This window comes from Halorubrum halophilum (assembly GCF_000739595.1).
Taxonomy (GTDB): Archaea; Halobacteriota; Halobacteria; order Halobacteriales; family Haloferacaceae; genus Halorubrum; species Halorubrum halophilum.
In genome coordinates this window covers 39,356-61,532 of sequence record NZ_BBJP01000019.1, presented here as the reverse complement: position 1 = coordinate 61,532, position 22,177 = coordinate 39,356, and the positions used below count along the sequence as shown (strand labels likewise).

The window sequence follows — 22,177 nt, the reverse complement described above, 5'->3', positions numbered from 1 at the left end:
GCCCGCATGATTGGTGTGGCGGTGGTGGGGTTTCGGGTGGTATTGCTGTTCGTTTTTTTTTAAGTGGTGGAGGTCGTCGTGAGGTCGATCGACCGCAGAGTTGGTGTTCGCTTATAAATGGTTGTTGGCGGCAGATCGGTGGAAACCGCTCTAAAGCCCCAGTTGCCGGCGGCGGAGCCGCCGACTTCCAGAAGTGCGAATCTCCTCGCTGCCGCTCATTTATAAGTCGCTGACACCGGATCGACGACACGCCTTCAAAGCCCCAGCCGCGACGACTCGGTGGCCTTGCTGCGCTCCTCAGTCAGTCGCTTACGCTCCTTCCTTGCGGTGCTTCACTGTGGCCGCCTTCGTCCTCGCGACTGCCCCTTTGAGTCCGACCCGCCCGCACCGCAACCGCAGCCTCACGCCTCCCCAGCCTCGCCGCGACGGCGCTCATAAGCGCCGTCGCGGGCTCCCTCGTGCGGTCTGCTCGCGCCCTGCGGGCGCTCGCAGGCGCACGCCACCGCAGATCGGTTTATAAGGAGTTGTCGCCTCAAAATCCCGCCATTTCGATACCCGCCTCATCGACGACGCGCTTCGCGTGGCGCGTGGCGCGCTCGCGGACCGCGTCGGCGTCGGTCCCGACGTGCTCGCCGTCGTCGTACCGGATCTTCCCGTCGACCATCGTGAAGGTCACGTCGTCGCCGTGGGCGGCGTACACCAGATGCGAGAGCGGGTCGTGGAGCGGGGTGGCGCGGGTCAGGTCGGTCGTGATCCCGATCACGTCCGCGCGCTGGCCCTCCCGGAGGGTGCCGAGGCGGTCGAAGCCGGCGGCGCGCGCGCCGTTCGTCGTCGCCATCTCCAGTACGGTCGGGGCCGGGAGCCGGGTCGGGTCACGGGCGTCGACCTTCCCGAGCAGGCTCGCCTGTCGCATCTCGGTGAAGGGGTCGAGCGTGTTGTTGCAGGGCGGCCCGTCGTTGCCGAGCGCCACCGTGATCCCGCGGTCGAGGTAGTCCTGGACCGGGGCGATCCCGCTCGCGAGCTTCATGTTCGAGGAGGGGCAGTGAGTGACGACCGTGTCGGTCTCGGCGAGCACCTCGCGTTCCGCCTCGTCGGTGTGGACGCAGTGCGCGAGCGTCACGTCCGGTCCCGTCAGGCCGACCTCGTCGAGCCAGCGGACGTTCCGCTTCCCGGTGTCGGCCTTGACCGTCTCGATCTCGTCTTCGTTCTCGCTGGCGTGGGTGTGGATCGTCACCCCGTCGTGGCGGTCGGCGAGGTCGCGGCACCCGCGGAGGCAGGCCTCCGAGCAGGTGACCGCAAAGCGGGGGGTGACCGCGTAGCGTACCCGGCCGCCGGCGGCGCCGTGGTACTCTTCGATGAGGGCCTCGCTCTCGGCGAGCGCGGCGTCGGTCTCTTCCAGCAGGCCCTCGGGGGACTCCTTGTCCATCAGCACCTTCCCGAGCCGCGCGCGGATCCCCGTCTCGATCGCGGCCTCGAACGCCTCCGCCGCGTGGTTCACCGACAGGTGGTCGACGACGGTGGTCGTTCCCGATTCGAGGCACTCGAGGTAGCCGAGTTCGGCGGCGGCGCGGGTCGCGTCGGCGTCCATCGCGGCCTCCATCGGGAGCACGGCGTCGAACAGCCAGTCGAGGAGGGCGGCGTCGTCGGCGATCCCGCGACCGAGCGACTGCACCGAGTGCACGTGGCCGCCGACCAGTCCGGGCGCGACGAGGTCGAGTTTGCGTCGCTCGTGGTCGGGGTAGCGGTCGCGGAGGGCGGTCTCCTCGCCGACCGCGGCGATCGTCTCCCCCTCGACGACGACGGCGCCGTCGGGGATCACGGTCTCGGGGTCGGCAATGACGGTTCCGGCGATCAGCATGTCCGTCCGTTCCTGACGGTCGACTCTTAAGAGGGTGTCCCTCGCGGGTCGGGGGCCGCCTCGGACGGTCGCTCGCCGCCTGCTACTCTAGTTCCGTCTCGCGCTCGCGACGGTCGGGCGACTCCCGTCGGTTCGCGTCGCCGGCGTCGACGCGGTCCGCCAGCTCCTCGGTCTCCAGCAGCCGGTCGAGCTTCCGCTCGAACTCCTCCTCACCGATCTCGCCGGTCGCGTACCGCTCGCGGAGCGTCGCCAGCGGGTCGTCGGCGACGGAGACCGGCTCGTCGGCCGACGCCCCGTTCGATCCTTCGGAGGCGACGAGCGGGAAGTCGTCTCCCATCAGCAGTACCAGCGGGACGAGCACGAAGAACCCGCGGATGAACGTGGCGGGGATCAGCGCTTCGAGGAATCCGGGCAGGAGGACGGCGAAAAGCGCCGTGAGCCCGAACGAGAGGACCGAGATGATCCCGGCCAGTCGCATCTTTCCGAACGTCGGGAGGGCCATGTCGCATAGAGTTCGACGAACCAACAAAACGTACTGCTGAGACTCCGTCCGTCGGGTCGCGGATTCGACTGGTCGCGAACTCGCCGGGTCGCCGATTTCGCAGGTCGCCGATTTTACGGGTCACCGGTCTCGCCGGGTCACCGTGTCTGCCCTCGTCCGGGACCGACGGCTATTCGTTCCGACCGCCCGCATCCGGATCCGTGCTCAGATACGTGACGACGAACCCCGGGAAGGTGCGCGAGGCGGAGCGCTACCTCCGGGACGGCTCGGTGGAGCGGCTCGACTTCGACTACCCGGAGATTCAGGCCGCGGAGCTCGGCCCGATCGCCGCGCAGGGCGCGCGCGAGGCGTACCGCCACGCGGGCGAGCCGGTGCTCGTCGACGACGCGGGGCTGTTCGTCGAGGGGATCGACGGCTTCCCCGGTCCCTACTCCTCGTACGTCGAGGAGACGCTGGGCGTCGAGCGGGTCCACGACATCGCGGCCGACCTCGACGACCGCCGGGCCGCGTTCCGGTGCGTGCTCGGCTACTGCGACGGCGAGGGGTTCGCCGCGAGCCCCGACCCGGTCGACCGCGGGGACCGCGACGCGGCCGCCGCGGCGGGGCCGGACAGTGAGAGTCCCGACGGCAACGAGAACGCGCTCCCAGTCAAGCTGTTCGAGGGGTACGTCCCCGGCCGGATCGTCGCGCCGCGCGGGGAGGGCGGGTTCGGCTACGACCCGATCTTCGAACACGACGGCGAGACGTTCGCCGAGATGGACACCGATCGGAAGAACGCGGTGTCGCACCGCGGCCGCGCGTTGGAGAAGTTCGCGGAGTGGTACGCGGAGCGGTAAGAGACGATAGCGTCGGTCCTACGCCGCGTCCTCGATCGCCGCCGTGAGGAGGTCACAGCCGAGCTCGATCTCGCGCTCGGTGACGTCGAGCGGCGGGAGGACCCGGAGTACGTCGTGGCCACACGAGAGGGTGAGCAGGCCCCGAGAGAACGCGTTTTTCATGACCGCATCCCGGCGCTCCTTCGAGTTAAACTGGAACGCGAGCATCAGCCCCTTCCCGCGCACGTCGTCGACGCCCGGGAGGTCGGCGTCGCGCATCGTCTCTTTGAACTGCCTGCCGCGGACCGTGGCGTTGTCCAGCAGGTCGTGCTCGCGGATCGCGTCGAGCGTGAGCGCGCCCTGCGCGGAGGCGATGATGTCGCCCGCGCCCCACGTCGAGGAGAGCCGGCTCTTCTCCTCGGGGAACACGTCTGACCGGGAGATCGTCGCGCCGACGCGGAGCCCCTTCGCGCTGGAAATCACGTCCGGTTCGAGCGCGTAGTGGTCCGAACCCCACATCTCGCCGGTCCGACCGACGCCCGACTGGATCTCGTCGGCGATCAGGGTGATGTCGTGCTCGTCGACGAGGGCGGCGATCTCGTCGGTGAACGCGTCGGAGGGGAACCGGTAGCCGCCCTCGCCCTGTATCGGCTCCATGATGAGGTACGCCACGTCGTCCGGGTCGACGTGACCGCGGTCCGGATCGAGCTTCCGGCGGAGCTGCGAGACGCCGTCGGCGAAGAAGCCGCACGAGCAGGTCTCGGGGGTGCAGGTTCGGTCGTCACAGAAGGGGGCGTCGTGGACGCCGCTTATCTCCGGGAAGTCGCGGCGGTAGACGGCCTTCGAGCGGTTGAGCGAGAGCGCGCCGAGCGTCCGGCCGTGGAACGCGCCGTCGAAGGTGATCGCGTGTTTCGCGCCCCCGGAGTCGTCGTACGCGATCTTGATCGCGTTCTCGACCGCCTCCGCCCCCGAGTTCGAGAGGAAGACGGTGTCCATGTCGTAGTGCGCGGTGACCTCGGTGAGGCGCTCCATCAGCCCGGACGAGCCGGGGAGCCCGTCGCCGGGCGATTCGCCGCCGGCGACGTAGAAGTCCTGGCCCGCGATCTTCAGCGGGTCGACCAGGTCGAACTCCGAGAGCGGTTCCATAATTTTCGGGTTGTTGTACCCGAGCGGCGCGGCGGCGACGTGACTCGTGAAGTCCATGAGGACGTTGCCGTCGACGTCGGTACAGAACGGTCCCTCGGCGGGCGCGGTGCGGTCCCAGACGAACTCGTAGACGTACGTGCTCGGCGCGGCCGACTCGTGGTGGTACTCCACCCACTCCCGCGCGCGGTCGCCCGGGAGGTCGGCCACGTCGGGCGCGGCGGTGTCGCGATCCATGGCCGTGTGTGGCTCCCGAGGAGAATAAAGCAAAGGCGATCCGCCCGATGTTGGACGTTTCTCCAACTCAACGCACGAACCGCCCGGGGTGGACAAAAGGCGGGTGAACGAAGGGGGAGAGAGAACGGGGAAGAGAGGCCGCGGCGGCGCGATATCGATCGCTACGGACCGCCGAACCGACCGTCTCGCGGAGCGGTCGGCCGATCAGTGGTCGACGTACTGCGACTCCCACTCGGTCCGCGCGTCGATCTCGCGTCGCCCGCGGCGGGTCAGCGTGTAGTAGTTCGTGCGCCGGTCGCGTTGTCCCTTCTCGACGAGTCCCTTCTCGACGAGGGTGTCGAGGTTGGGATAGAGCCGGCCGTGGTGGATCTCCTTCTCGTAGTAATCCTCGAGCTCCTCCTTGATAGCGAGTCCGTGAGGCTCGTCTAAACCGGCGATCACGTAGAGCAGGTCACGCTGGAAACCTGTGAGGTCGTACATACAACAGCCCGTACATACCTATTGTAAATAAATAAATATACCGTTATATGCTGCGTCTATCTCTTTGTCATCCCCGCGCAATCCGGATATCCCTCGGGATCCGTTCTGTCAACAGGGAATTATCTCTTCGATTCGGCCGCCGCCGAGCCGCTCTGAGTTCGTTTCTGTGCTCTGAGGTGTTCGTCGTTTCGGGAGACCGATGGACGGTATCGAGAGCGCGGCGCGGAGGTGTCTACGGAGGCGCTCGCTGGTCTCCGTAGAGCACGTCGTGGGGGTCGGCGACTGTCTCGCAGCGTCGATCGACAGACGCCACACGCGGCGACGGGGCTGTCGCTCTTCGATTTCGTTGGTCGTCGGAAAGAGGCACGCCCGACGCGCAAAAAAGCCGCGTCGGGCCTGCCATTGGTCCCCGCTGACGCTTCGGCCCTCCAGACGAAGCGTCACCTGTCCATACAGCGTACCGACTGATAAACCTAACGAGCGCGCGCTATATGTGTTCTTCTTCTAACACCCAGCCGAGCGCGCGCTTGTAGTGGGTGAACAGCTCCTCGACGCCGCGGTGGTTCATCTCCTCGTCGTCGAGCTGCTCGCGGAGGAACTCGTACTGCTCGCGAACCTCGTCTTCGGAGCGCATACGGAGTGATACGGTTCGGGTCGGGATAGTGTTGTGGCCGCGGGCGATTACCTCGTGAGGGTTCGATACGCTCCTACGGTTTGTTTATAAGTAGTCGATCACGGATCGGTGACGAACACCACCAAAGCCCCAGCCGGTGAGGCGGGCGCACGCTCGCTGCGCTCCTCGGTCGCTCGCTTCGCTCACTCCCTGCGGTCCTTACGTTGCCTGCGCCCGCCTCACCGGCTGCCCCTTTGAGCCCCACCCCGCAACCGCCCCGCACCTCACGCCTCCCCAGCCTCGTCGGTCGCCCGTCGCTTTGCTCCGGGCGACCGACTCCCTCGTGCGGGCTGCTCGCGGGCCGATGGCCCGCTCGCAGGCGCACGCCACCGCCCGATCTTTATAAGTGGTTCCCGTCGCGGTCCCCTCTCGCGCTCCGCGCTCGCCCGGAACGATACGTTGATACGTCGACCGCCGGTACCCGATGAGACGATGGACGACCGGACGCGCGAGTACCTCAAGGGCCGGTTCGGCGACTACTACCGCCGGGCCTCGCCGGCGCTCCCGCCGGACGCGAACCTCCGCGAGTGGGGCCACATCCCGTGGACCCCCGGGTCGGGCACGACGATGCTCCGGCACCAGTCGCTGTACGACCTGGGCGACGTGGACACGTTCTTCGCGGACAACGCGCCCCGGCACGCGTACTTCTCGGCCGCCCGCTACGACGACCCCGGCGCGTCGACGATGTCGCAGAAGGGGTGGCGCTCCGCCGACCTCGTCTTCGACCTCGACGCCGACCACCTCCCCGGCGTCGACCCGGAGACCACTTCGTACCCCGAGATGCTCGCCGAGTGCAAAGAGGCCCTCCTGCGCCTGCTTGACTTCCTCGACGACGACTTCGCGTTCGACGACCTCACCGTCGTCTTCTCCGGCGGACGGGGGTACCACGTCCACGTCCGCGACGAGAGCGTCCGGGAGCTGAACAGCGACGCGCGCCGCGAGATCGTCGACTACGTCCGCGCGATCGACCTCGACACCGAGGGACTGATCCGGACGGTCTCCGATCGCGGCACGACCAAACGCGTCCTCCGGACCGAGGGCGGCTGGGGCGCGCGCGTCCACGAGGCGCTCGTCGAGTACGCCGACGACCTCCGCGACATGGACGACGAGGAGGCCCGCGAGCGGCTCATGAAGTTCGACGGGATCGGTGAGAAAGGCGCGAAGACGATCCTCGGCGCGTTCGACCGCAACCCGACCGCGGTCCGCGAGGGCAACGTCGAGGCCGGCGGCCCCGGCGTCCGCCGGCTCGTCTCCGCGCTCGCCGCGCGCGTGACCGCGACCGACACCGCGCCGATCGACGAGCCCGTCACCACCGACACGCGGCGGCTCATCCGGCTGCCGGGCACGCTTCACGGCGGCTCCGGGCTCGTCGTCACGCCGATCGAGCGCGGCGATCTCGGCGACTTCGACCCGCTCCGCGACGCGGTCCCGGACCGGTTCGTCGGCCGCGAGATCCGGATCGAGACCGACGCCGATCGGACGGTAGAATTAAACGGCGAGCGCGTTAGAGTTGAACCCGGCAGAAACACCGTGCCTGAGTTCGCGGGGGTCTTCCTCATGGCCCGCGGCGAGGCGCGGAAAGCTCCCGAACGATGACGGACGACAAATGAAACTCGACGAGCTCAGATCGGCCCAAGCGAAGGAACGCCGCAAGGACAGCCTCCAGCACCTGCGGGACTCCTTCTACGACGACGTCGCCGCCTACGTCGCCGACCTGCGCGCGGCCCGTGACCGCCGCGCCGAGCAGGTCGACAAGCCGTTCTCCGACGACGACGTGCGGCGGATGTCCGACGAGGTCGAGACCGCTGAGGAGGTCGCGGAGGCGTTATACGAGCGCCGCGTCGGCAAGGTCGTCAAGCTCGCGTCGTTCGCGGCGGCGGACATGCCGGTCGACGCCGACGGCATGACCACCGAAGAGCGACGGCTGTTCGACGACCTCGTCGACCGGATCACTGAGAACAAGTCGCGCGTGCTCGACGTGCTCGCCGGCGAGGCGCCCCCGGGGTCAGCCGACGCGGGGACAGGGCCGGAAGCGGAAGGGCCGGTCGACGACGCGCTCGATGAGGCGGCCGCGGCTGACGCGACGAGCCCGATAGACGCGCCTCCGTCGCCGGACGAGGACTCCACCGCGGACCCGGCGCCGCCCGCGCCGGACCCCGACCCCCCGACGGAACGCCCGACCGAAACGACGCCACACGGGGACGACGGCGGGAGTGCGGGGAGCGCGGAGGCCGAGGGGAGCGCCGACGCGCTCGCGGGCGCCATGGGCGGTTCGGACGAGGAGGTGGCCGACGCGCTTGACGCCACGACCGACGGCGGGTCGCGGCCCGCCGAGGATCCGACCGGCGGAGACGCTCCGACCGCGTCGGACGGCCCGACCGAGATTCCACCGGAGCCGGCTCCACCCGGAGCGCCAGACGCGGATTCGGACGAAGAAGCTGCGACGACCGGGGACGAAGATCCGCCGTCGTCCGGCGACGCGCTCGCGACCGACGGGGAGTCCGGCGACGACGCCACCGACCGCGCCACGGTCAGGATCACCCGAGACGTGGGCGCGATCTTCGGCGTCGACGAGCGGGAGTACGACCTCGCCAGCGAGGACGTCGTGACTCTCCCCGCCGAGAACGCGGACCCGCTGGTCCAGCAGGACGCCGCGGAGCGGCTCGACTGAGGCCGTTGCTTGACGGCTTCTGTCGACGCCCGGACCGACGAGCACTAACGCCGCGGACGAGTCGTTTCTGGCATGGAGGTCGAGTTCCTCGGCGGCGCCCGCGAGGTGGGTCGGAGCGCGGTGCTCGTCGACGACGCGCTCCTCATCGACTACGGCCTGCTGACCGCGGACCCCCCGCAGTACCCCCTCCGCGACCCCGAACCCGACGCCGTGGTGGTCTCGCACGGCCACCTCGACCACGTCGGCGCGGTGCCGGCCCTGTTAAAGGGTGACCGGCGACCGCCGGTTCACTGGACGCCGCCGACCGCGGCGCTCGCGCGAGTGCTGGCGCGCGACACCCTGAAGCTCCACGGCAACAGCCCCCTTTGTCCCTTCTCTGAGGAGCACGTCGCGCGGCTCGGCGAGGTCGAGGAACGTCACGCCTACCGGGAGCCGTTCGTCGTCGAGGCGGGTGGGACCGCCTACGAGGTGACGCTGTTCAATGCGGGCCACATTCCGGGGTCGGCGCACGTGTTGGTGGACGATGGCGACACTGCCCTCCTCTACACCGGCGACTTCCACACCGACGACCAGCGGCTCGTCTCGGGCACGACTGCCAGACCCGCCGCCGACGCCGTGATCTGCGAGTCGACGTACGCGGACGTGGCCCACGAGGACCGCCGCGCCGTCGAGGATCGCTGGGTGGAGCGCGTGAGGACGACGATCTGGGAGGGCGGAACCGTCGTCGCGCCCGCGTTCGCGATCGGCCGGACGCAGGAGCTCACCCTCGTCGCCGAGGCCAACGACCTGACCCCCTACGTCGACGGGATGGGCGTCGAGGTGACGCGGCTGGTCCGCCGACACCCCGAGTTCCTGCGCGATCCGGAGGCGCTCCGCCGGGCGACTGGCGCCGCGCGCTTCGTGACGGGCCGCGACGGTCAGCGCGAGCGGATCGCCGGCGACAACGAGCTGATCGTCACCACCTCGGGGATGCTCGCCGGGGGACCGGTTCACTCGTACCTCCCGGAGATCCGCGGGAGTCCGACGAACATGGTGACGCTGACGGGGTACCAGGTCGAGGGGACGCCCGGTCGCGAGCTCCAGGACCGCGGGCGGCTGGCGATCAACGGGACGGTGCGTCCCGTGAGCGCGCGGGTCGAGTCGTTCGACTTCTCCGCGCACGCCGACCGCGGGGGGTTGGAGGCGTTCTTGGAGCCCTACCGCGGGGCGCGTGTGCTCGTGAACCACGGCGACCGCTGCGAGGCGTTCGCCGAGGACCTCCGGGCAGACGGGTTCGATGCGAGCGCGCCGGAGTTGGGAGCGCGGGTTGACCTCTGACGATCAGAGGGAGAACGTCGCCAAGGGCGGGTTCGATGCGGGAAGCGGTTCGAGAACGGTAGAGATCACGTCACGGTCGTGAGCCCACTCGCGTCGACGGACGCGGTGTCAGTCGCGGAGGTCGAGTTCCTGGAACTCCCCCGCTACTCACACGGCACGGAGTGGGTGCGTTCCAGCGAGACGTTGACTCCCGAGCCGTTTCCGGTCGCCACGAAGCTGAAGTCGACCGTCTCGCCGGCCGAACAGGACTCCGTGACCTCGATCCGTGTCGCCTCTCCCTGTCCGAGCGTAGCGCTCTCGTTCTTCCGATGCTCTCCGTTGACTTCCACTCTGACGTCGAGGGTGAGTTCGCCGCTGAACTGGTTGTGGTACTCCGCTTCGGCGGTGACGGTGGTGGAGTTGTTGATCGTTTCGGTCTCGTCGGTCACCTTGTAGCCGAGGTACGCGCTCTCGTCGTCGGTGACGTTGACGTCGAGCCCGCGGTCGGCCTCCATCGCCGAGAAGCCCGCGGTGCCGAAGATCAGCCCGACCGCCGCCGTGAACGCGAGCACGAGGCTCAGCGTCCGCAGGGCGCTCATGCGGGCCGGCGGCGACCGGTTGGACGTGCTCATTCGCGTTTGCGGAGTTCGGGTGGTTTCTCGGAGTTACCGAGGCGCATTCGGCGCCCGATGACGTGATGGGCGGCGGCGGAGATGCCGAAGGCGGTGGCGGTAAACATCCCTACGTCGACCGGCTCGAGCGCGGCGAACCCCGGGGTCCCGGTGGCGACGGCGAGCAGGAGGGAGACGGCGAGTCCCGCCAGCCCGACGTAGTAGAGGCTCCACGGAATCTCCCGGCTGCGGAGCACTTCGACGTAGATGTCGAGCTCCTCCAGCTCAGCCGTCGGCGCGACGAGGTTCGTCTCCTTGTTGACCGTCACCACGTTCTTCTCCTCCAGCTTCGGTAGGTGCGTGCGCTGGAGCGTGCTGTACACGTTCCGGCGGTCCTCGTACCGGACCTCGTCCGGGTCGACGTCGCGCTCCCACGCGGTGACGTGCGTGGAGAGCTCCGAGACGTCGACCGGGCCCTCCGCGCGCTTGAGCGCGTGGATGACGAACCGTCGTCGCCTGTTCGACAGCACCTCGAAGACCTCCTCCTCGGACAGTTCACCTCCGTTTCGGCTCGATTCGTCCGTCGTGACAGCGGTAGATAGCATCGATGTGAGCACCCTGGTTCCCCCGCCGGGGGACTCCCCTCCCAAACCCGGCGATATTCGAGTGTAGCGTGTGCGGCTATCTAACATAAATAGGTAGGATATTTAACTTGTTATGTTGTGTAATATGATAAGAATACGGTCGGATCGTTGCTTCCGAAGACGAAATTATACCGTAACGGGACTCGATTGTCGGTTTTTAGGGTGTCGTTGCGAGACTGCGGAAAATCTAATAGCGTATTACAGGGCCTTCACGTCGGATTCAGGGTTGGCTCGATACCAATGACGAGAAGCGCTCACGACATATCGATCCGACCACGTCACATATCGAGAGCGGCACGCGAACGTGTCGAGAATATCATAACGAAGTATCACCCCCCGTATGAATTATCCGAGCGCTCCCGGCTCGGACGTCCGGGTTGCGGGGGTGCGTGAACACAGGTGAGATACGATATGGAACGACGCAAATTCGTGATCGGTCTGGGTGCATTGGCTTCAGGAAGCGCGGCTGCGGTGGGTCCGGGAGCGTTCTCATCGATGACTGCAGAACGGGACGGAACCCTCTCCGTCGTCGACGACTCCAATGCCTTGGTCGCGCTTGAGGTCGGTGACGGTCGTGGTGTCGGCGAGATCGTCGGGACGAACAGCGGTGACTTGGAAATCGACTTTACCTCGGATGAAGGAGGTCAAGGGGTGAACGACAACGCGAAGTACCAGGTCGGCGCGATGAACGATGACGCGCAGGGTGACGGCCTCCCGAGCGACTTCGAGAGCATCTACGACGACGACACGGCCGGTTACCCGGCAGCAGGCGACGGACGCCCCTACGTCGCCGGGGACGGCATCGATCAGTCCGCCTTCGTCGTCAGAAACCAGACCGATAGCACGATCGACCTGGAGATCGGTTACGTCCTCGACGACGATAGCGAAACCCAGTCCGACGCCGGAGCAACATTGTACCTCCAGGGTGCGGCGTCCGATATCAACGATTCTTCGTCCGACGATTCGCCGAGTAAGGTTGACTCGGCGACCGCCACCAGCGCGATCGACCTCGCGGATCCGACCGTCAAGCAGACGCAGCCACTTGAGGCGCTCAGCTTCAACGACGGAAACCCCGGCGACTCCGGGAGTGGATCGCCTGGACAGGGCGAGTCGATCCCCTCCGGGGAAGCGGTGTACGTGTCGCTCCAAGTCGATACGACGGACAAAGACACGACCGGTGAACAGATTCTGGACGGAAGCCTCGTCATCAACGCGAACGCGGCCGCAGAGCAGGGCGTCGAGTAGATCAACATCCGCAACGTCGTTCGCTGGGATTTTTCACGCGGTGAGCTACTGTCGACCGGCATTGACAGCTACCGCTGGGTCAACAGCTGTCAGAATAGGATGTTCGCTAAAATTGGACGTTTAGTACCGTAATAACCGTCGATCCGCCGTCTACGCCCCGCCGTCGGTGTACGCCCAGTCGTCGAGCACGCGCTCGGCGGTCGCGTTCGCCTCGGCCGGCGTCGGCCGGTCGCCCGCGACGACCTCGTCGGCCAGCGCCCCGGCGAGCGCGTACACGGCGCCACCGTCGGCGCGGTCGGCGACGCGCTCGAAGGTCGGGCGGTAGGTGGCGGCCGTGCGCTGTCCGGTCTCGTCGAGCGAGGCGTCGATAGCGTACTCGAGCTGGCGAACCGCTTCCTCTGGTTCCATACACACCCGTCTGTCCCAGACCTACTTAAGTATACTCGGATTCGGAATTGAGTTAATCATTTACCGACCTGTCGCTCGCGGGATCGACGTTTATACGCGTCCGGCGGCCGGATCGCGGGTATGGCTGATGCAGACGATCGCGCCGCCGTCGCCGAGCGCGCGGCGCGAGCCGGCGCGCGGGTCGCGAACGAGCGGTTCCGGAGCGACATCGCGGTCGAGACCAAAGGCGAGGACGACGTGGTGACGGAGGCGGACCGCGCGGCCCAGCGCACCGTGATCGACGAGATCCGCGAGACGTTCCCGGACGACGCGGTCGTGGGCGAGGAAGAGGACGAGCGCAAGACTGTCCCTGAGGAAGGCGCCGCATGGGTGATCGACCCGATCGACGGCACCCACAACTACGTCCGGGACATCCGCGTGTGGGGGACCGCGGTCGCGGCGGTCGTCGACGGCGAGCCGGTCGCCGCGGCCACCGTCGCGCCCGCGTTGGGCGACGCCTACACGGCCGACGCCGACGGCGCGTACCGCAACGGGGAACCGATGCGCGTCAGCGACGTGTCGGACCCACGGCGAGCCACGGTCGACCCGACGCTGTGGTGGGACCACGACTCCCGCGACGAGTACGCCGCCGCCTGCGAGGCGATCGTCCGGCGGTTCAGCGACCTGCGACGCCTCGGCGCCGCGCAGATCGTACTCCCGACCGTCGCCGCGGGCGGGCTGGAGGGGACGGTCTCGAACCTGCGGGCGAACCCGTGGGACTCCGTCGCTGGCGTGTTCATGGTCCGACAGGCCGGTGGGAAAGCAACGGATCTGGAGGGGAATCGCTGGCGACACGACTCGACCGGGCTCGTCGTCTCGAACGGAGACCTCCACGGCGAGGTGCTCGCGGCGGCGCGCGCGATCGACGGGTCTGACTGACGGAACCGACTGAGGGCGCGTGGTAGCGGGCGGCCGCTTCCGACCCCTACCGCCTCGTGTCGTCGTCGACGTACCGGTCCGGGAGGTACGGCGACAGCGCGTTCGGGGCGTAGGGGGCGATCTGCGCCGCGAGCTCCGCGAGGTACCGGCGGGTCACCGTGTACACGGCCGCGACGAGGAGTGTGCCGAGAACGATCTGTCGGAGCGGACCGTCGAGTAGGATCAGGAGAGGAAGCGACAGCCCGACCGACAGCGCGAGGTCCTCGACCGCGCCGTCGTACCGCACGAGCCGCCGCGGGGCGACCCACGTCCCGCGGTAGTGGTCGTACACGGCGCGGTCGGAGTTCCCCTCCCACGGGCGCAGCTCCAACCCGCCGCCGTACATGTCGGCGACGCTGTGGAGGGCCGCGCCGAGGAGGAACAGGGCGGCGCCGACGGTCGCCGCCGACGGCGCGACCAGTGCCGCGAGGAGGGCGAGCGCCGCGAACAGGCCGTAGTACACGGGGAAGTGGAGGGTCTTCCGGTGGCCGACGTACATGTCGAGGTCCGGGAAGAGCCCACCGAGGAAGCCGGCGACGAAGCCGATCGGCGCCAGCTCCGGGGCCACGCGCACCAACGGCGCGGCGAGCAGCATCCCGCCGAGCACGTGGGTCGGAAGCATCATCGTCGTAACTGAGGCGACAGAACCGTATTAACGTATCGGCGGGGAGGTCAACACCAAGGGACCGGCGGGCCTCACACGTCTCGGCACTCGAACAGTGCCTGTGAGAGCATAAGCAGCCCAGCAAACGCGACGAGCAGAATGGCCGAGTCGATCGGCTCGAAAGAGCCGTCGATCAGGACCGGCGTCGGTTCGTAGTACTGCGTCGGACTCAGGTACTGAATCCAGTCGTACGCCTCGGCGCCGCCGACGACAGACTCGAGGAGGTACAGGACGAAGACGGTGCCGACGGCCCCTCGCTCTGCGATCGCCGCGCGATCGACGGCGACCGAGAACACGAGGCCGATCCCCGCACAGACGAGCAGGAACGGTATCGATAGCAGGTGCGCGAGGAGCAGGTGGTCGAGGGGGATCGTCTCCCCGACAGCGACGACGAACAGATAGATGATCGGTCCCCCGAGGGCGTTGACGGCGAGCATGGGAACGAGCAGCGCGCCGAACTTCTCGACGAGGAGCCGGGCTCGCGTAACCGGAAGCGACAGGAAAATGTCCATCCGTCCCGTCTCGATGTCGCTCGCTACGATGCCGCCGCCGACGTACGCGAAGTACAGGCCCAGGCCGAGTAGCCAGACGAAGTTGAACACCTGTGCCCCGAGGAACCCCTCGATCGTCGACAGGCTCTCGATGCCGAACGCCTCCAACATGGCCGGCGGCAGATCGTTGAAGACCTCCTCGTAGTCGACGTCCTCTAGAACCGTAAAGTACCAGATGATGAATCCGGCGTACGCCCCGATACCGGCCGTGAGAACCGCAGCGCCGCGGATCCGTCGTTTCCCCTCGTACCGAACCGTTTCAAACATCCGTCTCCCCCGCTCTGGTGGTTCGGTCCGCCGCCTCCTCGCTTCTGTCCCCTTCGTCTGCCTCCTCTCTGCTCCCGTAGTAGTGAGTAAACACGTCCTCTATCGGGGGTTCGCCGAGCTCCACATCGCGAATATCGTGGGTCGCGAGTTCGCGGAGAAGTGCGTTGACGTCACCGGCGTAGATGAACTGGACGCCCTCGGCGAACCGTTCGGGTCCGACGACGCCGTCGAGAGCGGTTATTTCGGCGACCGCCGCGTCGCTCGCATGAACTCGCACGTGCTTTCCGCTCCGGTGGAGCAGGGCTTCGACGTTCTCGAGTTCGACGAGGGAGCCGGCCCGGAGGATGCCGACGCGGTCGCAGACCCGGCGCACTTCGCTCAACACGTGCGAGGAAAAGAACACGGTCGTGCCGCGGTCGCGCTCGTCTCGGATGAACTCGTTGAACGCCTCCTGTTTGAGCGGATCGAGTCCGGCGGTGGGCTCGTCCATGATCACGAGGTCGGGATCGTGCATGAACGCCTGCACCAGTCCGAGCATCCGCTTGTTTCCGGTCGAGTACTCCCGTATCGGCCGCTCGATCGGTGGTGTGAACAGTTCTAGCATCTCGTCCCGACGACCTTCGCCTTTCATCGCGCCGTGGTAGTCGAGCACCGTCTCACCGGTAACTCCCTCTTCGAAGCCGAGGTGCGCAGGAAGGTACCCGATCCGACGCTTGGCTTCGGTCAGCGCGGCCTCGTCTCGGATGTCGGCCCCGAGAACCGTCGCACTCCCCGATGTGGGCTTCAACAGTCCCAGAAGCATTCGTATCGTCGTCGACTTTCCGGCACCGTTGGGTCCGAGGAAGCCGAACACCTCCCCTCCGTTCACGGTGAACGAGACGGTGTCGTTCGCCACCACGCTCCCGTAGTCCTTCGTGAGTTCCTCGACGACGAGGGGGTGTTCGGGGTCATCGGACATAGAACCACCACGCTCCGGCGGCGACGAGGAACAGGAGGACGGTCAACACGACCGCCTCGATCGGGATCTCGCCGCCGGACGACTCGGTGACCGATGCGGCGACCGTCGCGGAGTCACCCGTGACGCGGACCCCGGCGGGATCGGTGAACGCGATTTCGACGCTCGCCGGGTATCGACTCGCCGGCGCGCCGCCGTCGACCGTGAGATCGAACGCGACCTGCCCCGTCTCTCCGGGGGCCAGCGACGGGATCACGGTCGTTCGGAACTCGCTCTCTAAGGGCTGGTCGACGGCGAGGCGCAGCTCGACGTCTCGGAGCTCGACATCGCGGCGGTTCGTCACGTTGAGCCGCAACACGTCGTCTTCGCCGGCCTCGAACCGCGGGTCGACCGGGGACACCGTCACCGCGTCCCTCCGTTCGGCGACGGGGACGCGCACCGCCTCCCGGGTCGTCCGTTCGGTGTCGACGACGCTCCGATAGCTGGTCGAGAAGATCAACTGCTGAGGGACCGAGTCGGCGTTCGCGGGGACCTCGCCGCTGAACCGGAAGGTGGCGTTCTCGCCCGCGGCGAGGTCGCCGACGGCGTACCGCTGGCTGCGGGGGACGAACGCCCCGTCGCCGACCGCGAGAACGACCCCCTGAACGTCAGTCGGACCGTCGTTACGGATCGTCCCTCTGACGCTTCCGTTCTCGCCGACGCGGAGGTCGGAGTCGTCGACCTCGACCGAGAACGACTGCTCGGCGAGCGGTCGGATCCCGACCGGTATCCCCTCGTCGGCGTCGCGAATGCCCTCCACGTCGGTGTACCGGACGGTACCGGTGAGATCGAACGACTTCGCGGCGGCGTCCGCGCGGACGCTCGCCGGGAAGTTGACCGTCGCGTTCTCCCCGGGGTCGAGTCGGTCGAGCCGAGCGGTGTTCCGTCCCGACTGTCCGAGCGTGAGATCAGGGCCGTTCGCGACGAGCTCGACCGACAGGTCTCGGGCGACCTCTCCGCCGAGGTTGGTGACGTTCGCCGCGAGCGTTCCGGAGCCGCCGACCTGCACGTTCGTGTCGACCGTCCGTATCGCGAACCGGGGGCTGTCGTCGACGGTCACCGAGATCGACTCGGTCCGCGTCCGCGATCGGTCCTGTACGACTCCGCTCCGCGGCGCCGAGAGGTACGTGTGCGAGTATCGGAGTCGCACGTCGAGCGAATACGTTCCCGGCTCTGCGTCGGCGGGGACCGTCACCGAGACGGGGACCTCGCGGACCGCACCGCCTCCGATCGACCCGACGGCGAACTGGTTCGTCTCGACCACGAGCGGCGAGTCATCGCTCTCAACGTCGATCACGACGCTCCGCGCGGTCGTGACGGTGTCCCTCCGGAGGTCAGTCCCCGCTTGCACGTCGCCGTCGTTCGCGATCTGTACCGTGAGATCCGACGCCGTCCCCGGCGACACGGTCGAGTCGGGGAGGTACACGTCCAGGTCGGGCTCCCCGCGGACGAACGGGGGCTCCTCCTGAGCGACGGCGAGCCCGGCGAACGCGCCGACGAGGAGCGCGACCGCCGCGAGCAGGGCGAGAGATCGTCGGGACATTCACGCCCCCCGACCCTCGATCGCTTCGCGCCCGTCGACGGGATGGCACGACTGCGAGGGGTAACGGGAACTTCGTAACATATCTCAAAATATATTTGATGGTTCATATACTTACTCGTGGTCACGGCGGCCGACGGACTCCGACGGTACCGGGGCAGCGCCCTTATGCCGCTGGACGCGAGTGACGGCGTATGCTCATGACGCCGGGGCCGACCGCGGTCCCCGCCTCCGTCCGCGACGCGATGAGCCGCGAGCTGATCAACCCAGACGTGGACCCCGAGTTCCACCGGATCTACGACCGGCTGACCGACCGGCTGGCAAGGATGTACGGGATCGATCCGGCCGGCGACGCTCGGGACGGCTCCGCGGCGGCGACCCGCGACGTCGTCGTTCCCGGCGGCGAGGGGATCCTGGGGCTGGAGGCCGCGATCGCCTCGCTGGTCGAGCCCGGGACCGAGGTGTTGTGCCTCTCGAACGGGCTCTACGGCGACGGCTTCGCCGACTTCGTCGCGGACTACGGCGGCGAGGCGACGCTGGTGTCGACCGACTACGACGATTCGCTTCCGCTCGCGGAGCTGGAGTCGGTCCTCAACGACGACGACCGCGAGTTCGAGGTCGCGACGATGGTCCACTGCGAGACACCCACGGGGACGCTCAACGACCTCGGGCCCGCGCTCGACCTCTTGGAGGAGGCGGACGGTGAGATTCTCACGGTTGTCGACGCCGTCTCGTCGCTCGGGGGCGTCCGGGTGCCGACCGAGCGGATCGACGTGTGTCTGGGGGCGTCCCAGAAGTGCTTCAGCGCGCCGCCGGGGCTCACCACCGCCGCGATCAGCGACCGCGCGTGGGCGGCGATGGAGGAGCGGGACCCGCACTCGCTGTACACGAACTTCCTCCCGTGGCGCGATACTTCGGAGGGGTTCCCGTACACCCACCTCACGACCGAGGTCGTCGCGCTCGACGCGGCGCTCGGGCTGTGGCTCGACGAGGGGCTCGACGCGGTCCGGCAGCGACACCGGACCGCGGCGGCGCGGTGTCGCGAGCGCGGCGCGGAGCTGGGGCTGGAGCCGTTCCCGGACCCGGAGCGCAGCTCGCCGACCGTGACGGCCTTCGAGGTGCCCGGGCGGGCTCAGGAGTTGCAGAGGGGCCTCCGCGAGGAGCACGACGTGCTCGTCGCGACGGGGTTGACGTGGCTGGCCGACGACATCCTGCGGATCGGGCATATGGGACACAACGCGCGGGTCGAGCGGGTGGACGAGGCGATGGACGCGCTGGAGAACGTGTTGTAAGAAGTGGGTGGATCGGTCGTGGATGAGTCCGGTTTTGACGCTCTCAGACGTTTATAAGCGACTGTTGCTGGCGGATCGGCAGTGAACATCTCCAAAGCCCCAACCGCGAGGACTCGATGCGCTCGCTGCGGTCCTCAGTCGCTCGCGGTGCTCGCTCCTTGCGGTCCTTACGTCGCGCGTCTTCGTCCTCGCGGCTGCCCCTTTGAGTCCCACCCGGCCGCACCGCAACCGCACCTCACGCCTCCCCAGCCTCGTCGGCGCGGCGCTTTTAAGCGCCGCGCCGACTCCCTCGTGCGGGCGTCGCCGGCGGCTTCGCCGCCGGCTGCCAGAGGGACCGAAGGTCCCTCGCGGTTCGCGCCCTCCGGGCGCTCACCGGCGCACGCCACCGCAGTTGTTTATAAGCGATCGTCGCTCTCGCCGTCGCGTTCTCTCACTCGCTCCCACGCGAGGTGCGCGACGATCCCGAGCAGGAACGCGACGCCGAGGTTCGTCGCTAGCGCGACGAGGCCGATAGCGACCGAGAGCGCGACGTTCTCGGAGTCGAGGGCGTTGCGCGCGAGCGAGACGGCGACGATCGCGAGCAGCGCGCCGAGCATCGCCACCGGGAACGCGTCAAGGAGAGCCGGCGTCGCGAAGGGGACCGCGACGAGGTAGCCGACGCCGAGGACGACGTTCGCGCCGCCGGTCCGGGCGCCGAACGCGTGCTTGCCGGCGACCCCGTCGCAGCCGTGACACATCGGGATCGCGCCGAGCGGCACCGCGATCAGGTTCGTCGCGCCCATGTTCGCCGACAGCTCGTCTGGCGTGACCTCGGCGTCGAACAGGTCGGCGAACAGGAGGGAGGTCGCCAGCGCGGCGTTGCCGATCGTCATCGCGAGCTGGGCGACGATCCCGTCGGCCGTGCTCCGTGTGACCGCGCCGGAGAGCACCTGCAGGGACAGAGCCGGCGGCGCGCCGGGCCACCGCGGCGCCGGGATCCCGGCGGTGACGAGCGCGAGCGCGATTCCGACGGCCGCGACCGCGAGGGCGCTCGCCTTCCCGTGGCCGGCGAGCGCGGCCGCCGCGGCGATCGCCACCCCCGCGGCCGCGAGGACCGGGTCGCCGAGCGCGAGGTCGACCCCGGTCTCGAGGAGGACCAGCCCGACCGCGAACTGCACCCCGCGGATCACCGGCTCGCCGATCCAGCGCTCGACCCGCGCGAGCGTTCCCGTGAGCCCGATCGCGAGGAGGAGCGCGCCGAGCACGAGCCCGGCGAGCACGAGCTCCGCGTACGTCAGCGCGCCGGCGATCGCCAGCGCCGCGAGCGCCTTCATCGGCTCGACCGACACCGGGAGCCCGTACCGGACCCCCCAGACGATCTGAAAGACCCCGAACCCGACGAGCGCGTGCGGAAGCGACACGTCCGTCAGCAGCGCGAGCGCGACGACCAGCGGGATCACCGTAATCGAATCCCCTATCGCCCCGGTGAGCGCTCCCGGCCCGAACGCGACGCTCCTCCCCTCCGATCGTCGAACTGTTCCCACGGACGAAACGCTCTCGGGACCCGATCCCCTTGAGCGTGTTCAGAAACCGTCAGCGACCACGCCCGGTTTAGACGTACCGTATTTCGGTTACTCCTCGTGCGGCGCGTCGAACGTGGGCGCGTCGTCGTCGATCATCGGGCAGTTCCGGACCCGGAACTCGTCGAACCCGACGGCCTCGAGGATCGTCGTCCCCTCGTGGCCGCAGGCGACCTCCGGCGGCGCCGAAAAGTGCGGGCACTGCTGGCAGTACGTCCGCTTCGAGATCACGCGCTCGCGACCGGCGTCGGCGAAGTCTCCCCCGATCTCAGCGTCCGTCGCGTCCGTCTCCGACGCCGCGCCGCCGAACTCGCCGACCGATCCGAACCCGCCCTCTGCGTCCTCGTCGAGCGACTCCCAGATGTCCTCCTCCGCGACGCCGCCCACGTCCATCCGCTCGAACGCCTCGTCCAGCTCCGCGTCGCTCTCGCCGGTTGCCGAGCCGAGTTCGTCGAACGGGTCGTCAGTTCCCGACGGACTCGAGTCCACGTCGGAACGAGGCCCCGACACGTCCTCGGGTGACGTTTCGATCGGATCCCGGTCGTCGACTCCCGACTTCGGCTCGCCGAAGAGCGGGCCCTCCGCGTCGGCGTCGGTGTCAGCTCCCGACTCGCCCTCCCCCAACTCGGCGAAGGGGTCATCGATCTCCTCGCCCCCGTCGATCGGCTCGTCGTCGAACGGCTCGTTCGCGTCCCCGCTCGCGCCCGCGTCGTCGGGCGGCCCCGTCTCCTCGTCGGTCACGGTTCACCGCCCCCGTCGACGTCGCGGGTGCTCACGTCCCCGCCGGCCCCGGCGCCCGCCCCGTGGCCCGCCGAGTCCGCGGTGCCGGCTGCGTCGCCCTCCACCTCCCCGTCGATCGCCGGCGGGTCGCCGACGACCAGCCGTGAGGTACCGAGGAAGCCCGTGCTCGGCTCCAGCTCCTCGAACCCGCGGCCGCAGTGGGGACACTCGGGCGCCGTCAACAGCCCGAGATCGACGGCCTCGCCGCAGTTCGTGCACGTGGCCTTCCGGACGCCCGCGCGGTTCGCGGCGGCGGTCAGGGCGTCGAGCCGCTCGCGCTCGGCGCGGTCGCGCTCGGCCGCCTCCAGCCGTCGGCGGACTCTGACGACCGCGCTCGCGACCCGCGAGAGCTTCTCTTCGATCTCGTCGAGGTCGCCGACACGGTCGTCGAGTCCTTCGAGGCCGTCAATCCGTTCTTCGAGGTCGTCGATCGCCTCGGTCCGCTCCCGCAGGTCGTCGACCTCGTCGATCCGAGACTCAACGCGAGCCAGCCGGTCGTCGAGGGCGTCGATCGTCTCCTCGACCGCCTCGCCGACGGTCGCCGTCGCGGCCGCCTCGGCCTCGACTTCGTCGAGGCGGTCGGCGACCGCGTCGAGGTCAGTCGCGATCGCGTCTAGCCGTTCGGCCGTCTCCTCGTGGTCGTGGTCGGCGGGGGATTTGGACTCCAAATCGCGGTACAGCTCCACGAATCGCTCCCGGAGGTCCTCGACCTTCTCGTCGATCTCGGCGTCGAGGTCGTCGAGCCGCGCCTCGATCGCCGCCACTTCCTCCGCGTCCGGGACCTCGATCCCCTCCGCCTCCGCGAGCGCGACGATGGCGCGCTTTAACAGCTCCTCGCGATCGACGTCGGCCTCGTCGGCGGCGGCCGCGGCTGCGGCCTCCGCAGCGGCGCTTTCGCTGCCGTCGGCCGGATCGAAGTCACTCATCGCGAGTCCTCCGTCATCTACGCTCCGTTTAGTGAGCAGACTTAAGTAACCTGTCGCGTCGTTC

Annotated in this window: 22 protein-coding genes; 7 read left to right on the top strand and 15 right to left on the bottom strand. The window is 68.4% G+C overall.

Going from position 1 to position 22,177, the window contains the following annotated elements:
- Positions 1–532 precede the first annotated feature (532 nt).
- Both ACP96_RS07240 and ACP96_RS07235 read right to left on the bottom strand, forming a co-directional pair.
- Positions 533–1,858 carry a 5'-deoxyadenosine deaminase gene (locus ACP96_RS07240; protein WP_050032820.1) on the bottom strand — a complete coding sequence of 442 codons (1,326 nt, stop codon included), beginning with the start codon at positions 1,856–1,858 and terminating at the stop codon, positions 533–535.
- An 82-nt stretch (positions 1,859–1,940) separates the two neighbouring features.
- Positions 1,941–2,360, bottom strand: coding sequence for an SHOCT domain-containing protein (locus ACP96_RS07235; RefSeq protein WP_050032819.1), 420 nt, complete (start codon positions 2,358–2,360; stop codon positions 1,941–1,943).
- 200 nt (positions 2,361–2,560) lie between these two features.
- Between ACP96_RS07235 and ACP96_RS07230 the strand changes: the two genes are divergently transcribed.
- Positions 2,561–3,196: a non-canonical purine NTP pyrophosphatase gene (locus tag ACP96_RS07230; RefSeq protein ID WP_050032818.1), complete on the top strand. Its 636-nt coding sequence runs from the start codon at positions 2,561–2,563 to the stop codon at positions 3,194–3,196.
- 18 nt (positions 3,197–3,214) lie between these two features.
- Here ACP96_RS07230 and ACP96_RS07225 read toward each other — a convergent pair whose 3' ends face one another.
- The 3 genes from ACP96_RS07225 to ACP96_RS19155 all read right to left on the bottom strand — a co-directional run bounded on the left by ACP96_RS07225 (position 3,215) and on the right by ACP96_RS19155 (position 5,669).
- A complete protein-coding gene (locus ACP96_RS07225; protein WP_050032817.1) occupies positions 3,215–4,555 on the bottom strand; it encodes an aminotransferase class III-fold pyridoxal phosphate-dependent enzyme in 1,341 nt (446 codons plus the stop codon).
- A gap of 204 nt (positions 4,556–4,759) precedes the next feature.
- Positions 4,760–5,035: a PadR family transcriptional regulator gene (locus ACP96_RS07220; protein ID WP_050026987.1), complete on the bottom strand. Its 276-nt coding sequence runs from the start codon at positions 5,033–5,035 to the stop codon at positions 4,760–4,762.
- Positions 5,036–5,522: 487 nt separating this feature from the next.
- A complete protein-coding gene (locus tag ACP96_RS19155; protein ID WP_200895734.1) occupies positions 5,523–5,669 on the bottom strand; it encodes a hypothetical protein in 147 nt (48 codons plus the stop codon).
- Positions 5,670–6,140: 471 nt separating this feature from the next.
- Here ACP96_RS19155 and priS point away from each other — a divergent pair, with 471 nt between their 5' ends.
- From priS to ACP96_RS07205, 3 genes are all read left to right on the top strand, one after another.
- A complete protein-coding gene (gene priS / locus ACP96_RS07215; RefSeq protein ID WP_050032816.1) occupies positions 6,141–7,304 on the top strand; it encodes a DNA primase small subunit PriS in 1,164 nt (387 codons plus the stop codon).
- A gap of 10 nt (positions 7,305–7,314) precedes the next feature.
- Positions 7,315–8,379, top strand: coding sequence for a DNA replication complex subunit Gins51 (locus ACP96_RS07210; RefSeq protein ID WP_050032815.1), 1,065 nt, complete (start codon positions 7,315–7,317; stop codon positions 8,377–8,379).
- Positions 8,380–8,451: 72 nt separating this feature from the next.
- Positions 8,452–9,696, top strand: coding sequence for an MBL fold metallo-hydrolase (locus tag ACP96_RS07205; protein ID WP_050032814.1), 1,245 nt, complete (start codon positions 8,452–8,454; stop codon positions 9,694–9,696).
- A 143-nt stretch (positions 9,697–9,839) separates the two neighbouring features.
- Here the strand turns inward: ACP96_RS07205 and ACP96_RS07200 are convergent, their stop codons facing one another.
- Both ACP96_RS07200 and ACP96_RS07195 read right to left on the bottom strand, forming a co-directional pair.
- Positions 9,840–10,307: a hypothetical protein gene (locus tag ACP96_RS07200; RefSeq protein ID WP_154020416.1), complete on the bottom strand. Its 468-nt coding sequence runs from the start codon at positions 10,305–10,307 to the stop codon at positions 9,840–9,842.
- A complete protein-coding gene (locus tag ACP96_RS07195; RefSeq protein ID WP_050032823.1) occupies positions 10,304–10,891 on the bottom strand; it encodes a DUF7344 domain-containing protein in 588 nt (195 codons plus the stop codon). The genes ACP96_RS07200 and ACP96_RS07195 overlap by 4 nt, the downstream gene beginning before the upstream one ends.
- Before the next feature lie 534 nt (positions 10,892–11,425).
- Between ACP96_RS07195 and ACP96_RS07190 the strand changes: the two genes are divergently transcribed.
- Positions 11,426–12,175, top strand: a complete 750-nt coding sequence (locus tag ACP96_RS07190; protein WP_050032813.1) for a hypothetical protein — start codon at positions 11,426–11,428, stop codon at positions 12,173–12,175.
- A gap of 150 nt (positions 12,176–12,325) precedes the next feature.
- On the opposite strand, the gene ACP96_RS07185 is transcribed toward ACP96_RS07190, so the two are convergent.
- Entirely contained in the window at positions 12,326–12,583 is a 258-nt protein-coding gene (locus ACP96_RS07185) for a hypothetical protein (protein WP_050032812.1), read from the bottom strand.
- 120 nt (positions 12,584–12,703) lie between these two features.
- Between ACP96_RS07185 and ACP96_RS07180 the strand changes: the two genes are divergently transcribed.
- Positions 12,704–13,501: an inositol monophosphatase family protein gene (locus ACP96_RS07180; protein ID WP_050032811.1), complete on the top strand. Its 798-nt coding sequence runs from the start codon at positions 12,704–12,706 to the stop codon at positions 13,499–13,501.
- Between the two features lie 46 nt (positions 13,502–13,547).
- Here ACP96_RS07180 and ACP96_RS07175 read toward each other — a convergent pair whose 3' ends face one another.
- From ACP96_RS07175 to ACP96_RS07160, 4 genes are all read right to left on the bottom strand, one after another.
- Entirely contained in the window at positions 13,548–14,165 is a 618-nt protein-coding gene (locus ACP96_RS07175; RefSeq protein WP_050032810.1) for a hypothetical protein, read from the bottom strand.
- 71 nt (positions 14,166–14,236) lie between these two features.
- Positions 14,237–15,022 (bottom strand): ABC transporter permease, encoded by a 786-nt coding sequence (locus ACP96_RS07170; protein ID WP_050026981.1) that lies wholly within the window; start codon positions 15,020–15,022, stop codon positions 14,237–14,239.
- Positions 15,015–15,980 carry an ABC transporter ATP-binding protein gene (locus ACP96_RS07165; RefSeq protein WP_050026982.1) on the bottom strand — a complete coding sequence of 322 codons (966 nt, stop codon included), beginning with the start codon at positions 15,978–15,980 and terminating at the stop codon, positions 15,015–15,017. Before ACP96_RS07165 ends, ACP96_RS07170 begins: the two co-directional genes overlap by 8 nt.
- On the bottom strand, positions 15,970–17,559 hold the full coding sequence (locus tag ACP96_RS07160) for a COG1361 S-layer family protein (RefSeq protein ID WP_050026985.1): 1,590 nt from the start codon (positions 17,557–17,559) through the stop codon (positions 15,970–15,972). Before ACP96_RS07160 ends, ACP96_RS07165 begins: the two co-directional genes overlap by 11 nt.
- Before the next feature lie 191 nt (positions 17,560–17,750).
- Here ACP96_RS07160 and ACP96_RS07155 point away from each other — a divergent pair, with 191 nt between their 5' ends.
- Positions 17,751–18,848 carry a pyridoxal-phosphate-dependent aminotransferase family protein gene (locus ACP96_RS07155; RefSeq protein ID WP_050032809.1) on the top strand — a complete coding sequence of 366 codons (1,098 nt, stop codon included), beginning with the start codon at positions 17,751–17,753 and terminating at the stop codon, positions 18,846–18,848.
- A gap of 395 nt (positions 18,849–19,243) precedes the next feature.
- On the opposite strand, the gene ACP96_RS07150 is transcribed toward ACP96_RS07155, so the two are convergent.
- The 3 genes from ACP96_RS07150 to ACP96_RS07140 form a co-directional block, all read right to left on the bottom strand.
- Complete coding sequence (locus ACP96_RS07150; protein ID WP_050032808.1) at positions 19,244–20,371, bottom strand: putative sulfate/molybdate transporter; 1,128 nt, start codon at positions 20,369–20,371, stop codon at positions 19,244–19,246.
- A gap of 87 nt (positions 20,372–20,458) precedes the next feature.
- On the bottom strand, positions 20,459–21,148 hold the full coding sequence (locus ACP96_RS07145; RefSeq protein ID WP_050027124.1) for a hypothetical protein: 690 nt from the start codon (positions 21,146–21,148) through the stop codon (positions 20,459–20,461).
- Complete coding sequence (locus tag ACP96_RS07140; protein ID WP_050032807.1) at positions 21,145–22,113, bottom strand: hypothetical protein; 969 nt, start codon at positions 22,111–22,113, stop codon at positions 21,145–21,147. The genes ACP96_RS07145 and ACP96_RS07140 overlap by 4 nt, the downstream gene beginning before the upstream one ends.
- Positions 22,114–22,177: the final 64 nt, after the last annotated feature.

Coding starts and splice junctions, on each gene's coding strand:
- ACP96_RS07170 (WP_050026981.1), bottom strand. CDS start 15,022: ATGTTTGAAACGGTTCGGTACGAGGGGAAACGACGGATCCGCGGCGCT.
- ACP96_RS07185 (WP_050032812.1), bottom strand. CDS start 12,583: ATGGAACCAGAGGAAGCGGTTCGCCAGCTCGAGTACGCTATCGACGCC.
- ACP96_RS07155 (WP_050032809.1), top strand. CDS start 17,751: ATGCTCATGACGCCGGGGCCGACCGCGGTCCCCGCCTCCGTCCGCGAC.
- ACP96_RS07225 (WP_050032817.1), bottom strand. CDS start 4,555: ATGGATCGCGACACCGCCGCGCCCGACGTGGCCGACCTCCCGGGCGAC.
- ACP96_RS07175 (WP_050032810.1), bottom strand. CDS start 14,165: ATGATGCTTCCGACCCACGTGCTCGGCGGGATGCTGCTCGCCGCGCCG.
- ACP96_RS07220 (WP_050026987.1), bottom strand. CDS start 5,035: ATGTACGACCTCACAGGTTTCCAGCGTGACCTGCTCTACGTGATCGCC.
- ACP96_RS07210 (WP_050032815.1), top strand. CDS start 7,315: ATGAAACTCGACGAGCTCAGATCGGCCCAAGCGAAGGAACGCCGCAAG.
- ACP96_RS07160 (WP_050026985.1), bottom strand. CDS start 17,559: ATGTCCCGACGATCTCTCGCCCTGCTCGCGGCGGTCGCGCTCCTCGTC.
- ACP96_RS07195 (WP_050032823.1), bottom strand. CDS start 10,891: ATGCTATCTACCGCTGTCACGACGGACGAATCGAGCCGAAACGGAGGT.
- ACP96_RS07240 (WP_050032820.1), bottom strand. CDS start 1,858: ATGCTGATCGCCGGAACCGTCATTGCCGACCCCGAGACCGTGATCCCC.
- ACP96_RS07200 (WP_154020416.1), bottom strand. CDS start 10,307: ATGAGCACGTCCAACCGGTCGCCGCCGGCCCGCATGAGCGCCCTGCGG.
- ACP96_RS07180 (WP_050032811.1), top strand. CDS start 12,704: ATGGCTGATGCAGACGATCGCGCCGCCGTCGCCGAGCGCGCGGCGCGA.
- ACP96_RS07140 (WP_050032807.1), bottom strand. CDS start 22,113: ATGAGTGACTTCGATCCGGCCGACGGCAGCGAAAGCGCCGCTGCGGAG.
- priS (WP_050032816.1), top strand. CDS start 6,141: ATGGACGACCGGACGCGCGAGTACCTCAAGGGCCGGTTCGGCGACTAC.
- ACP96_RS07205 (WP_050032814.1), top strand. CDS start 8,452: ATGGAGGTCGAGTTCCTCGGCGGCGCCCGCGAGGTGGGTCGGAGCGCG.
- ACP96_RS07235 (WP_050032819.1), bottom strand. CDS start 2,360: ATGGCCCTCCCGACGTTCGGAAAGATGCGACTGGCCGGGATCATCTCG.
- ACP96_RS07190 (WP_050032813.1), top strand. CDS start 11,426: ATGACTGCAGAACGGGACGGAACCCTCTCCGTCGTCGACGACTCCAAT.
- ACP96_RS07165 (WP_050026982.1), bottom strand. CDS start 15,980: ATGTCCGATGACCCCGAACACCCCCTCGTCGTCGAGGAACTCACGAAG.
- ACP96_RS19155 (WP_200895734.1), bottom strand. CDS start 5,669: ATGCGCTCCGAAGACGAGGTTCGCGAGCAGTACGAGTTCCTCCGCGAG.